The sequence below is a fragment of the Kocuria atrinae C3-8 genome, assembly GCF_000286355.1.
Lineage (GTDB): Bacteria > Actinomycetota > Actinomycetes > Actinomycetales > Micrococcaceae > Kocuria > Kocuria atrinae_A.
Genome location: NZ_AJXN01000102.1, coordinates 1 through 11625, shown reverse-complemented (window position 1 = coordinate 11625; position 11625 = coordinate 1). Strand labels below are relative to the sequence as shown.

At 62.5% G+C, this 11625-nt stretch carries 14 protein-coding genes; 12 read left to right on the top strand and 2 right to left on the bottom strand.

All coding sequences use genetic code 11. From position 1 onward, the window contains the following. Positions 1 to 115 precede the first annotated feature (115 nt). The 9 genes from YO9_RS0111070 (at position 116) to YO9_RS0111035 (ending at position 6594) form a co-directional block, all read left to right on the top strand. A complete protein-coding gene (locus YO9_RS0111070; protein ID WP_223286440.1) occupies positions 116 to 547 on the top strand; it encodes a phosphotransferase in 432 nt (143 codons plus the stop codon). Between the two features lie 6 nt (positions 548 to 553). Continuing rightward, on the top strand, positions 554 to 1195 hold the full coding sequence (locus YO9_RS0111065) for a maleylpyruvate isomerase N-terminal domain-containing protein (RefSeq protein WP_016997517.1): 642 nt from the start codon (positions 554 to 556) through the stop codon (positions 1193 to 1195). After that, positions 1179 to 1577, top strand: a complete 399-nt coding sequence (locus YO9_RS18185; RefSeq protein ID WP_016997516.1) for a hypothetical protein — start codon at positions 1179 to 1181, stop codon at positions 1575 to 1577. Before YO9_RS0111065 ends, YO9_RS18185 begins: the two co-directional genes overlap by 17 nt. 70 nt (positions 1578 to 1647) lie before the next feature. After that, on the top strand, positions 1648 to 1962 hold the full coding sequence (locus YO9_RS21935; RefSeq protein ID WP_472973947.1) for a VldE C-terminal domain-containing protein: 315 nt from the start codon (positions 1648 to 1650) through the stop codon (positions 1960 to 1962). Positions 1963 to 2235: 273 nt separating this feature from the next. Then, positions 2236 to 2964 carry a S1 family peptidase gene (locus YO9_RS0111055; protein WP_016997514.1) on the top strand — a complete coding sequence of 243 codons (729 nt, stop codon included), beginning with the start codon at positions 2236 to 2238 and terminating at the stop codon, positions 2962 to 2964. A 192-nt stretch (positions 2965 to 3156) separates the two neighbouring features. Continuing rightward, positions 3157 to 3864: a DUF899 family protein gene (locus YO9_RS0111050; protein ID WP_016997513.1), complete on the top strand. Its 708-nt coding sequence runs from the start codon at positions 3157 to 3159 to the stop codon at positions 3862 to 3864. 184 nt (positions 3865 to 4048) lie between these two features. Then, positions 4049 to 4228 carry a hypothetical protein gene (locus tag YO9_RS0111045; RefSeq protein ID WP_016997512.1) on the top strand — a complete coding sequence of 60 codons (180 nt, stop codon included), beginning with the start codon at positions 4049 to 4051 and terminating at the stop codon, positions 4226 to 4228. Further along, positions 4225 to 4596 carry a hypothetical protein gene (locus YO9_RS0111040; RefSeq protein WP_016997511.1) on the top strand — a complete coding sequence of 124 codons (372 nt, stop codon included), beginning with the start codon at positions 4225 to 4227 and terminating at the stop codon, positions 4594 to 4596. Before YO9_RS0111045 ends, YO9_RS0111040 begins: the two co-directional genes overlap by 4 nt. A 126-nt stretch (positions 4597 to 4722) precedes the next feature. Beyond that, the gene (locus YO9_RS0111035; protein WP_016997510.1) at positions 4723 to 6594 is read left to right on the top strand and encodes a BCCT family transporter; all 1872 of its coding nucleotides are present in this window, start codon (positions 4723 to 4725) and stop codon (positions 6592 to 6594) included. A gap of 149 nt (positions 6595 to 6743) precedes the next feature. Here YO9_RS0111035 and YO9_RS21670 read toward each other — a convergent pair whose 3' ends face one another. Together YO9_RS21670 and YO9_RS0111015 are read right to left on the bottom strand one after the other, a co-directional pair. Beyond that, the gene (locus tag YO9_RS21670) at positions 6744 to 8144 is read right to left on the bottom strand and encodes a hypothetical protein (protein WP_396350760.1); all 1401 of its coding nucleotides are present in this window, start codon (positions 8142 to 8144) and stop codon (positions 6744 to 6746) included. 204 nt (positions 8145 to 8348) lie between these two features. Next, positions 8349 to 9176 (bottom strand): arylamine N-acetyltransferase family protein, encoded by an 828-nt coding sequence (locus tag YO9_RS0111015; protein ID WP_016997509.1) that lies wholly within the window; start codon positions 9174 to 9176, stop codon positions 8349 to 8351. A 191-nt stretch (positions 9177 to 9367) separates the two neighbouring features. Here YO9_RS0111015 and YO9_RS18175 point away from each other — a divergent pair, with 191 nt between their 5' ends. From YO9_RS18175 to YO9_RS18165, 3 genes are all read left to right on the top strand, one after another. Then, positions 9368 to 9514 (top strand): hypothetical protein, encoded by a 147-nt coding sequence (locus tag YO9_RS18175; RefSeq protein ID WP_223286438.1) that lies wholly within the window; start codon positions 9368 to 9370, stop codon positions 9512 to 9514. Positions 9515 to 9731: 217 nt separating this feature from the next. Next, a complete protein-coding gene (locus YO9_RS18170) occupies positions 9732 to 11000 on the top strand; it encodes a cupredoxin domain-containing protein (RefSeq protein WP_223286437.1) in 1269 nt (422 codons plus the stop codon). Then, complete coding sequence (locus tag YO9_RS18165; protein WP_223286436.1) at positions 10934 to 11569, top strand: multicopper oxidase domain-containing protein; 636 nt, start codon at positions 10934 to 10936, stop codon at positions 11567 to 11569. The genes YO9_RS18170 and YO9_RS18165 overlap by 67 nt, the downstream gene beginning before the upstream one ends. Positions 11570 to 11625 lie beyond the last annotated feature (56 nt).

Below are 11625 nucleotides of genomic sequence, written 5' to 3'. Positions count from 1 at the left end.
GAACCTCATGACCCACAACACCTAGGCGCCTGCTGGCACGCTTACACTCACTCGATGCGATGGAAGCTAGAACCGCAGGCATTGAGGTCCGTTCCCCCGAGCAAGTACGTCAGAGATGGCAGGACGATATCAACCGTGTGAGCAGAGAATTCACCGTGGCCCTGCTCTCAACGAAGCCTGGCATTCATGGGTTGGGGACGATATCTGCTGGCCCGACCGGACCGTCATGACGCACGGCGAAATCTACCCCGCCCATGTCCTCCTCGACCAAGACGGCGCGATCACCGGCGTCCTGGACTGGACAACCGCGCGCGTGGACGACCCCGCCCGTGACTTCGCTTTCCAGTACGGTGCCGCCGGGGACGAGATCTTGCAGGTCACCCTCGACGCCTATGAACAGGCCGGTGGGCACGTGCACCCGGGCCTGGCTGCCCAGTCTCGCCACCTGTGGGAAGCCTCTCCGCTCGGCTACACGATCTACGCGCTAACCACTGGCGCCGAGGCCGATCGTGCCGCCGCCGCAGCCATGCTCAACCCGGAGGCGTGACATCCCATGAGCCATACAGACACACCGGACCATGCCAACCTCGCCGCAGCATTGGAAGACGCACGTGAACACTTGAAACTCGTTCCCGACGACGGGTGGGCCACGCCGGCCAATGGCCTCGATTGGACCTGCCGCGAAACCATGGCCCACATCTTGGATGATCTGGGGTTCTACGCGATGCTTCTTTCCGGCACACACCAAGTCGAGGGCTATGCCCCTCTGATGGAGTTCACCCCTGTACCGGGCCGCATCGAGGGAACGCTCTGGCCGGAAGAAGATGCCGGAACGGAGGTCATGCTCACTTGCCTGGATGTCGTTGGTGGACTGCTGGTAGCCGTGATCGCGACCGCACCGTCAGATCGGATCGGTTGGCATCCATACGGTAACCCCGATAGATCAGCCCTGGCCGCCATGGGAATTGTGGAATTGGTTCTTCACACTCATGACATTCTGAGCGCGCACGGCATAGATTACCGCGGCCTCGCGGAGGTCGTTAGCCCAAGCTTGGATCGCATCTTTCCCCACGCCACCCGTACAGAAGATCCTTGGCACGACCTCCTGACCGCAACAGGCCGCACCCCGGCTACTCGTGGGGCCGCTTGGAAGTGGGATTCAGGTTCACGCACCGGATGTGATCGCGTTGAGTGAGGCCGTGAACCAGAGGCGCACCAAACGAGGCAGCTCCTGGCGAGCGCCACTGATCTTCCTCGTGATCGTGGGGTTGATCGTCGGAGCACTAGTCTGGCTGGGACCAACCATCGCGAACAACGTACGTGTCAGCGAGGGCCGTCTTTACGTCGGCGCAGAATGCAGTGTCGAGACCCAGGACGGCACACTCGACCTCAGCCGCGACCAAGCGAAACTCGCCACCACGGCAGTTGCGCTAGCCTCTCGCGGTGCCGAAACCCCGGACACGTCCGGCATCGACCCGGCGGTCATCCAGCGCCTCGCGGACGGGCCTGCCGACGACGCCGGGCCAAGCCTTCGTTGCGAAGCACCGCCGCTGATGACTTACCCGAGCAAGAACTGACACCCACTGGCCTGACGCCGCGAGCTCAGCAACTTCGTGACGACATGACCGCGGTCTTCGGTGATCAGCACTGGGCGGGTTCGCACCCGGAGGTGTCAGCCAAGGCCATGGAGCCGAATCGACCCACTACAGCGGTCGCGGGGTCGACATCTTCTTCCGTCCGATCACCGAGGAGAACCGCCGCAAGGGGTGGATTCTCGCCCAGTGGCTGATTGCCCACGCGGGCGATCTGGACATCCAGTACGTGATCTTCGACGACAAGATCTGGAGCGCCCACAGCTCTCGCGGACGCTGGCAACCCTATGACGCCCCCGCGCCGGCCAATGACATCCTGCGTCACCGGGATCATGTGCACGTGGATGTCCTCCGGGGCGAACCTCAGTAGAGAATTTCCATGTTGTGCGAGCCGCGTCCCAGCCTCCGGCACGGCAATTCGACGAAATAATGACATCACGTTCGTCTTGCATCTATCGATGGATAAAACCCCTGATTTGACGGTTGTTATTAAATCGTAACGCTCTCACTTAGCCCACTAATCGAAGCGGAAACCACGAGAAACGCCCATCATTCCTAGTCAGATTACTCTTTACTGTGTAGTTTGAGTCTCGCTCAGATCAGGGGGCTGGCATCCCCACCATCACGAGAAGGAGCGATCGTTATGAAAACCTCCCTTTTCCAGAAAATCGGTATCGCGTTATTCGCCTCGGCCGCACTGGCCACACCCATGACTGCGCAGGCAGCGCCCGCGGTGGAAGAAACCAACGAGTACATCGTGGGCGGTGAACCCGCACAGAACCGCGCCGTGGTCCAACTCAAGTTCACTCAGAACGGCGGCCAGTACGGCTGCTCGGGTTCGCTCATCAGTGAGGAATGGGTCTTGACCGCCCGGCACTGCACCGAGGGCGCAAGCAACATGAACGTCTTCACGTCCAACTCCACCCAGAACCCGGGCCAGCCGGTGCGCGCGGCGCAACTCGCGAACTCGCCGCGCGGCGACGTCGGCCTGGTGCGCCTGTCCCAGCCGGTGAACGTGGGCGAGACCATGGACATCACCGACAGCACCGTCCCGCAGCGCGGACAACAAGGAACAGTCCAGGGCTACGGACTGCGCGCCAACTCGACGCCGTCGACCGGCCTGTTCCAAGCAGAGGTGCAGGTCACCGGACCCAGCCGCGATCTTCACGGTGGCCCCGCAAGCAACCTCCGAGGCATCACCGGCGCGGCCAACCGCGGCGACTCGGGCGGCCCGCTCATCATCAATGGCCAGGTGGTGGGTGTCTGCTCAACCGGCGATACACCCGACCCCGGCGCCAACATCAACTCCGGCTCGAACTACTCCAACGTGGCCGCCCACCGGGACTGGATCAGACAGACCGCTGGGATCTGATTCACTGAAAGGAGACCGTGGATAGCGGGACGCGTCGTCACCTGACAAGGGACGGCGCGTCCCGCACTGCACTTCCAACATTTCAACGGCGAGGATCGCCGCCCTTCGCCAGTGACCTCTTCCATCCAAAGCTCATCGGGCGTTGACTGGTCCGCAGCAGGAACCACCGAAGCACCGCTAAGGAGATCGGCCATGACCCGCGATGACCCGGAACGGATTGCCGCCCACCCCAAACTGAACCAGCCCGATGCCGCGCCGCCCGTGGTAGACCGAAATGCCTTCGACTCCGCTTTGGCGGAGCAAGTGGCTCGGGAGAAGGAAGTGACGCGACACAACGATCGGGTCTCGGCCGAGCGGCGTCGGCTTCCCATGGTCGAGGTCGAGAACTATACGTTCGAGGGTGCGGACGGCCCCGTGAAGCTGACCGACCTGTTCGGCGAGCACTACCTGCTGCTGGTGCAGAACGTGATGTTCGGCCCCGATTGGGAGGCCGGCTGCCCCAGTTGCACGTGGGCCGTGGACAACCTGCCGGCCAATATGGACCGGCTGACGGAGAACGGAATCGCGTTCGCGTTGATCTCCCAGGCGCCCATCGACAAGCTTGAGGCCTGGCGGAAAAAGAACGGCTGGCCGCACCTGTGGGTTTCATCCCACGACACCAGCTACCACTACGACTGGGGCTGGACGCGCACGAATGACCAGGGCCAGGAGGGGCAGCTGCCCGGGTATTCGTACTACCTCCTCAAGGACGGCGTGCCGTACCTGACATACATGACGACGGCGCGCGGTACGGAAGCCATCCTGCCCACCGCCCACATCATGGACCGCACGATTTACGGACGACAGCAAGACTGGGAGGACAGCCCCGAGGGGTGGCCGCAATACCCGACATACGGCTGACCCTGGGCGGCAGTGACCGATTCCCGGGATTACCGGGACAGGAATTGTTCGCGACTTATAGTTGTCCCGTGGCTCCCCTCCCCCGCGCGCTCCGATTCCTAGTCAGCCCCAATCGTGGTCTGCTCCTACTGGTTGCCTTAGTCGGCATACTGCTGTTGCTGGTTTTCAACGCAGAAGTTGCCTGATGTGGATTTCCGCGGCGCTATTCGTGTTGCTGGTCGCTTTCATTCTGGTGAGCGCCGTGCTGCCGCCACCCAAGCCGTTTCGCGAGAGCCGCATTCTCACCAAGTTCATTTATCAGATCCTTCTGACCACGTGGAAGGGCCTGATGGTGGGCGTGGCCGCGTACCTGGGCGCCTGGTGAGCATTGAGATCCAGCAGGCCTCTTCCAAGCCCGAAAATACGTTGGAAGCGTTTGCCACGAGCATCACCGGCACCCTGCCTTTGGTGCTGACCATCGCCCTGACCGGCGGCCTGCTGACATTCCTACTCGCGGCGTCGTTCGATGTTCACCGCACGCCGCGCGACGTCAAACGTCAGGCCATGGCCGCTGCTGCGAATAGGGCACGAGGAGTATTCGGACGAGGCCACCCCAGGGGCATTTCCGAGAATGCGCCCGCCATTCAGTGGTGGGATGCGGCCACCTCCGGGTTGTGTTTGGCTGTCACGGCTTTTCTCACCGCTCCCGTGTTTCTCTTCACATCGCTCTACCGGATGGATGTCTTTTCCTAGCCGCCCCCATCTCAGGGAGTGGTCACTAAATTCCCAGCAACTTGAAAGTTTTTGTGCTCACGACCATGCTGTTGAGTCGGGTAATGCCGTTTGATCCAGACTCAGTAGCGACTTTCAGGGAATGTGATGACTCCACCAGAAGACCAGACGACACAGCACTCAAGAAACGGGGACTCTCCCTCCACGAACCCCGCATCGAACACCGCGGATCAGGCGGAGCAGGACTCCGGACCTTCCGCTGAAGAATTGCGTGCCCCCAAGGGCAAACGAGTTGACGACCAGGACAATGATCGGGAAATCACCGAGAAGCTTCGAGCTCAGGGCGTCCGGATCGGCAAGGGCGGTATTGCCCCAGCGGTCTTCTGGCCGTCACTCCTGATCATCGTGGCCGTGGGCCTGCTGGGTGTGCTGGCGCCTGACTTCACGGGTGAGGTTTTCGAAGGCACACAGAGCTGGATCGTCACCAACTTCGGTTGGTACTACATGCTGGTCATCGGCGGTTTCGTCGCGTTCACCCTGGTCCTGGGGCTCTCTCGGTTCGGCAAGGTGAAGTTGGGCCGTGACACGGATGAACCGGAATTCGGAATCTTCTCCTGGTTCGCCATGCTCTTCGCCGCGGGTATGGGCATCGGCCTGGTGTTCTACGGTGTGGGCGAACCGCTCATGTACGCGACGGTCAGCCAGAAGCCCGGCTTCGAGAACCTCTCCGATTCGGAGCTGCAGGGCATGGCCATGGCGCAGACCTTTGTGCACTGGGGCTTGCACCCCTGGTCCGTGTACGCAGTGGTCGGCCTGTCAGTGGCTTACGCCGTGCATCGCCGCGGCCGCCCCGTCTCCATCCGTTGGGCGCTCGAGCCCGTTTTCGGCGATCGCGTCAAGGGCTGGATCGGCGACGTCATTGATATTCTGGCGATCTTCGGCACCGTTTTCGGCGTGGCCACCTCGCTGGGCCTGGGTGTTCAGCAGATCTCCACGGGCATGCAGTCCATCGGAATCGTGGACAGCGTGGACAATACCCTGCTGGTCATCCTGATCATCGTGATTACGTTCCTAGCGCTGATGTCCGTTCTGTCCGGCCTGGGCAAGGGAATCCGCTGGCTGTCCAACGCGAACCTGTCGCTGGCCGGAATCCTCCTGATCGCGGTTCTCCTGCTCGGCCCCACGGTGTTCTTGCTGGATAACTTCGTTCAGTCCCTGGGCACGTACCTGGCCAACATCATGAACATGACCTTTGACGTGGGTGCCTACACGCGCACCGAAGATGCCACGTCCTGGTACTCCAGCTGGACCCTTTTCTACTGGGGTTGGTGGATCGCCTGGTCGCCGTTCGTGGGCGTGTTCATCGCCCGTATCTCGCGAGGCCGCACCGTCCGTCAGTTCATTGCCGGTGTGCTCCTGGTTCCTACCCTGGTGGGCTTCCTCTGGTTCGCCGTCATGGGCGGCTCCGGTTTGTTCCGCCAGTTCTTCGGCGAGGGCGACATGGTGCAGGACGGCTCCGTTGGTGCGGAGGCGGCCTTGTTCCAGGTACTGTCCGACCTGCCGCTCGGTTCGATCCTGTCCGTGGCAGCCATCTTGTTGGTGGCCATCTTCTTCATCACTTCGTCCGACTCCGGGTCGCTGGTGGTGGACATGCTGGCCTCGGGCGGTCACCCGAACCCGCCGTCGTGGTCCCGTGCGCTGTGGGCCATTGTCGAGGGCCTGCTGGCCATCGGCCTGCTACTTGCCGGTGGACTGACCGCGCTTCAAGCGGGTTCGTTGATCACCGCCCTGCCGTTCAGTGTGGTCATGATCCTGATGTGCGTGGCCACCGTGCGCGGGCTCTCCAAGGACGCCCGTGAGCTCGAGGCACACCGCCGCGAACGCACGCTCCACGAAGTGCGCCAAGGTATCGCCGGAGACATCACGCACAACCCCGAGTTCGAGGAGTACGTGGACAATCGCATTGACTACCGAATCTCCCGCACCAAGGGCATCTTCAGTCAAGAACGTGAACGCTGAATCGAGTAGTGCCGCTCCTGTACTGGGCTGCCTCTGACGCGAAATATTCAGGCCCCTCTCGCCTCACCATCGGTGATTCGAGAGGGGCCTGATGTCGTCCTGAACAGGCTGGCACGCCGCGAACAACGCGCGATATCGGACCTACCGCATCAGCCGCGCGAGACGGTCACCCGTCCCGTACTGCGGTTCCACGTGGCCACGCGTCCATTGGAGAATTTCTGTTGGACGCCCCGTGCCACGGTGTATTCGTTGGTCACCGGGTAGCCCCAGTTCCGTTCGTAGCCGGCGGCTCGCCAGGCCGCGCCGATACCGCCGGTCATCTTCACGATGCGCACGCCGGTTTTCGGAGACCACATCGCACGATTGACGACGGCGCCGCGACGGTAGTCCTGATAGGCACCACCCGACGCGGACCGTTCGGCATGCGCGGGGTAACCCCACGCGCGTTCGTAACCGGCGTTCTTGAAGGACGCACCGATGGCCCCGCTCCATTTCACGGGAGCCGCAGGGTTCGCGGGCTCCAGTAGTAGGTGTATCCGCGGGTGAATCCTTGGTACACACCACCGAGGAAACCGGTCTTGCGTTCCGCCGAGGTGGGCTGACCGTACTTGGCGGCCCCACCGGAATTCAGGTAACTGGTGCGGATAGCGCCTTTCAGAAGAGAACTGGTCTGAGCCACCGCCGTGGTGCCGCCCACGTTGGGCACGGCTTTGAGGTCTTGGCCGATCAGGCCGGCTGGTTGTAGCCGTAGTGATCCACCCCTTGCAGGGTGTGCAGGGTTGCCCGGCCAAAGCCGGCGTTCTTGTAGACCTTCTGACCTTGGGCGGCGGCCGCTTGGCAGACCATTCCGGTGGGTTGGTATCACCCACCACGTCCTTGGATCCGGCGTGCCAGGTCAAGGGCATCTTGCGGACGGCTGCGCTGGGAGCTGTCTGCATCCCATTGGCGCCGCCGCCACCGATGATCGTGGCACCGCCACCGCGGATCCAGTTCTGCTGGTCGGCCAGTACCTCGTAGGTGATGAACTCGGCTCCACCGGAGTACCCGGCCAGCCACACGCGTGATGTGTCCAAACCGTAGTTCTTGATCAGCGAGTCCTTGAGAGCACGGAAGTACTGACCGTTCTTGTCGATGTTCTCCCACCAGGTGATGCCGTCGCCGGAGGCATTCTTATCCGGAGAGATCGGGACCACCAGGATCATGTTCTTTGTCCGGGCCTGAGCAGCCATGGCTTTCAGCTGGGATCCGCCGGGGTTATGGACCCAGGTTTCTGAGGTTTTCCAGTAGTCACCGCCAAAGTAGAACACCACGCCAACGGGCTTGGAACGATCGATGCCGTCAGTGTAGATGTGGTAGCTGGACTGCATACCGTGGGCGGAAAACGGTTTGAAATACGTTGTGGCCGGTGGTGTGGCTGCGGCCACTTGCACAACGGGTGCCTCCGCAATGTGCGGGGGCGCGGGAGCTGCGATCGCTGCGGGGGCCAGCGAGACCACAAGTCCCAGAGACAGGGCTGTTGAGGGCAGCACGAAAGAGCGTAAGAAGCGCATGGGGGATGCTTTCTAACGGAGGGATATGAAGTTGTAACGGACCACGTGTCCCGGGGGCGGACACACTGGTGGCAAGGCGATTTCAGGGGGTTTCGGCCGAGCCAAGAACAGATTTTGCCAGGCCACGACAGCCGTTAGAAGAGGCTGATCGAACTTTAATTACTTTACAGTAGGTAACATTCAGGTAGGGGTCCCAGTCGCTCGTTAGTCCCTCAATCGAGTCACAATCTGGGTCAGCCGCTCCGCTTCCTGTTCGTTGAGGGACACCCCCAGTGCGCGCACGTTCTCCACCACCTGGTCCACATTCAGCGACTCCTGAACTGTGGGCTCACCGGGCACGCGAACGGTCATGCCCGTCTCAGTGACCGTCACGTGTCCCTCCGGCGTGTGCTTCATGACCATCAAGTGGTTCAGGAACACGGACTCCGGATCCGTCGACGTTTTCATGTGCCCCATGCGCACGTCCGCGGCGTGCACGGTGGATTCATCCAGAACATGCTCCATCTCGTCGTCCCGCTGGAAGGCCCACAGCGGCCAGCCCTCATCCTCGATGCGGCCGATGGAGAACTTGCGATCCCCCTCGTCACGCACGGCACCTTCCGCCAGCGGAATGGGGCCGGTCACGCTGAACCCGAACCCGGGGTCGCACAGGTAGCGAACGCCGTCGACGTCCACGAGCACCGTCATGTGCGTGCGCGGGCTCTCCAAGTCGCGCACGCGGCCGAGTGCGCGCCGCACCGTGAACCCCAGCGATTCCAGTGCCGCGGCGAATAACTGGGAGTGCTCGAAGCAATAGCCCCCACGACGCCGCTCCACGAGTTGGGTGCCCACGGTCGCCGGCTTCACGCCCGGGTGGTTGCCCAGCAAAACCTCCACGTTGCTGAACGGGAACGTGAACACGTGGGCGCGGTGCAGCTTCTCGAGCAGCTCCAGGCTCGGCGGACCGGGGGTGACGTCAATGGCGCGCAGGTAGCCGGGAATATCGAACTCGCCGATCTCCCATTCTGTGTTCACTGCGGTGCTTTCCGCCATCACTATCTCCTCGCTGAACCGTTTCGACTGCACACTCTAAAGCAGCTGACCAGACCCATTTTGTGGCCACATGTGCGCTCACCCTGGCCCTGCTCTGTGTGTCCCCCAGACCCTAAAATTCATGAAGGCAGCTTGATCCCTTGCCATTTCTGGGGGAGAAACTACAGCACTGATTGGGGAGGGCCTTTCTCATGGAATTGTCTCGTCGCTTGTTCTTCAAATCCACCGCCGCCGGTGGTTTGGCGCTTTATGTGTATGGCGCCAACGGTATGCCGGAGGCGGTGGGCGCGGAGATTCCGGGCGGCAGCTGCCCGCCACGAACATCCGGCAGTTCGTGAACCGGTTGACGGTTCCGCAGATCCTGCCTCGTAAGGGCACTCGTTCCACTCCGTACGGAACAGCCGATTACTACGAGATGTCGATGAAACAAACGACACAGCAGATGCTTCCGTGGGGAATGCCCAAGACCACTGTGTGGGCTTATGGGCCACAGGGGGTTCGGACTCTGCGTTCACCTCTCCGGGGCTGAGCATTTCGGCGCTGCAGAACCGTCCCGTGCAGATCAAGTGGACCAATGAACTGGTCGATCGCTACGGGCGCTACTTGCCGCATATGTTTGCCGTGGACCGCTCCCTGCACTGGGCGAACGTGCCGCAGGAGCCCGGCCACGAGGGACTGGTCAGCACGGACATCAAGCCCATGCTTGAAGGCCGCCGCTATGTCACCCCGGACAATTACACGGACCCGGAAACCCAGTACACGGACTACACCGGACCGGTCCCGATCGTGACCCACTTGCACGGTGCGTTGACGGTCAAGGACCACTCCGACGGCTATTCGGAGGCCTGGTACCTGCCCCGCGCCAATAACATTCCCGCTGGCCACGCAAAGTACGGCCGTTGGTGGGAGTTCCTGAAGGAAAAACACCGCCGCGAAACCGGCGTGGACTGGGGCGAGGGACACCAGACGGTGACCTATCCCAACACCAACCGCGCCACCAGCCTGTGGTTCCACGATCACGCGTTGGGACTCACCCGTCTCACCGTCTACGCGGGTGCCGCGAGCTTCTACCTGATGCGCGGCCTGGAGTACGACGTGCTGGATTCCCGCACCGGACGCACCGCCCGCGCACCAGCCGGCCCCAGCAACGTGTACGGGCAGAACTCGCCGAACCCCGGCGCGGACCTCGCCCTGGCTATTCAGGACCGCTCGTTCAACAGCGACGGCTCCCTGTTCTATCCGTCCTCCAGGTCGTTCTTCGACGGCTACCAGGGGCCTTTCTACCCGGAGGAGCCGGGCATCCCACCCAACTGGGTGCCCGAGTTCTTCGGCAACACCATGGTGGTCAACGGCCAGACGTGGCCGTACCAACGTGTGGAGCGGCGTCGTTATCGCATGCGCTTCCTGAACGCGTGTGGTTCGCGCACCCTGTACCTGGATTTCCGGGGCATCCCGGGCGTGGAGGTGTGGCAGGTCGCCAACGACGGCGGTTACCTGGACGAGAAGGTCAACATCATGCAGCTCGAGGGCTGGCGCCGCGGCCGCGTGATTCTGGCCCCGGCCGAGCGCAACGAGCTGCTCGTGGACTTCACCAACGTGCGCACCGGTCGTTACACGCTGCGCAACGTGGGGCCCGACGCATTCTTCCCGGGAGGTCGCCCCGCGGAGAACGGTGAGGAACCGCGGGTCAAGCTGTACCCGTTCGAGGAGCGCGACGTGGTGTTCCCGCGGCGGATCCGAACACCACCGGCAAGGTCATGGCCTTCGACGTGGTTCCGTGCTGGGGTATCGACACGTCCACGCCGGGTCGTTACCTCAGGATGAAGCCTCAGCCCAAGCTCCCCGCGCCCGTGCGCACGCGGCGCCTGGCCACGACCATGAGCTTCCACAACGTCAACGAGGATCCCGCGCCGTACGCCTCGCACACCATGCTGGGCGTGCTGCACGGTGAACCCGGCGGCAAAATGCACATCCAGGACACCATGTGGAGTGATCCCGTCACGGAGAACCCGCAGCCCGGTGACGTGGAGGATTGGGAGATCTACAACCTGGTCCAGGACGCCCCGGTACCCCACCCCATCCACATTCATGAGACCGCTTTCGAGATTCTCGAGCGTCGCATGATTTGGTACAACTGGGACACCGGCGTCATGGAAATGGGCCCCGAGACCCCGCTGCTTCCGGGTGAAACCGGCCGCAAGGACACAGTGTTCGTCTACCCGGGCGAAATGATCCGACTGCGCATGCGCTTCACCACCCCGGGCCAGTACATGTGGCACTGCCACCTGCTGGAGCACGAGGACAACGAGATGATGCGCCCGTTCCGTGTCGGCCCCGAGCAGCCCGGCCAGCCCGAGGATCTGCCGAGTCACGATATGCCCCACGCTCACTGAGTTCGGCCTTCACGACGACGCCGCCCGGCCCACCTCGCGCTCCCTCGCGCGGGTGG

Coding starts and splice junctions, on each gene's coding strand:
- YO9_RS0111070 (WP_223286440.1), top strand. CDS start 116: ATGGCAGGACGATATCAACCGTGTGAGCAGAGAATTCACCGTGGCCCT.
- YO9_RS0111065 (WP_016997517.1), top strand. CDS start 554: ATGAGCCATACAGACACACCGGACCATGCCAACCTCGCCGCAGCATTG.
- YO9_RS0111055 (WP_016997514.1), top strand. CDS start 2,236: ATGAAAACCTCCCTTTTCCAGAAAATCGGTATCGCGTTATTCGCCTCG.
- YO9_RS0111050 (WP_016997513.1), top strand. CDS start 3,157: ATGACCCGCGATGACCCGGAACGGATTGCCGCCCACCCCAAACTGAAC.
- YO9_RS0111045 (WP_016997512.1), top strand. CDS start 4,049: ATGTGGATTTCCGCGGCGCTATTCGTGTTGCTGGTCGCTTTCATTCTG.
- YO9_RS0111035 (WP_016997510.1), top strand. CDS start 4,723: ATGACTCCACCAGAAGACCAGACGACACAGCACTCAAGAAACGGGGAC.
- YO9_RS21670 (WP_396350760.1), bottom strand. CDS start 8,144: ATGCGCTTCTTACGCTCTTTCGTGCTGCCCTCAACAGCCCTGTCTCTG.
- YO9_RS0111015 (WP_016997509.1), bottom strand. CDS start 9,176: ATGGCGGAAAGCACCGCAGTGAACACAGAATGGGAGATCGGCGAGTTC.
- YO9_RS18175 (WP_223286438.1), top strand. CDS start 9,368: ATGGAATTGTCTCGTCGCTTGTTCTTCAAATCCACCGCCGCCGGTGGT.
- YO9_RS18165 (WP_223286436.1), top strand. CDS start 10,934: ATGGCCTTCGACGTGGTTCCGTGCTGGGGTATCGACACGTCCACGCCG.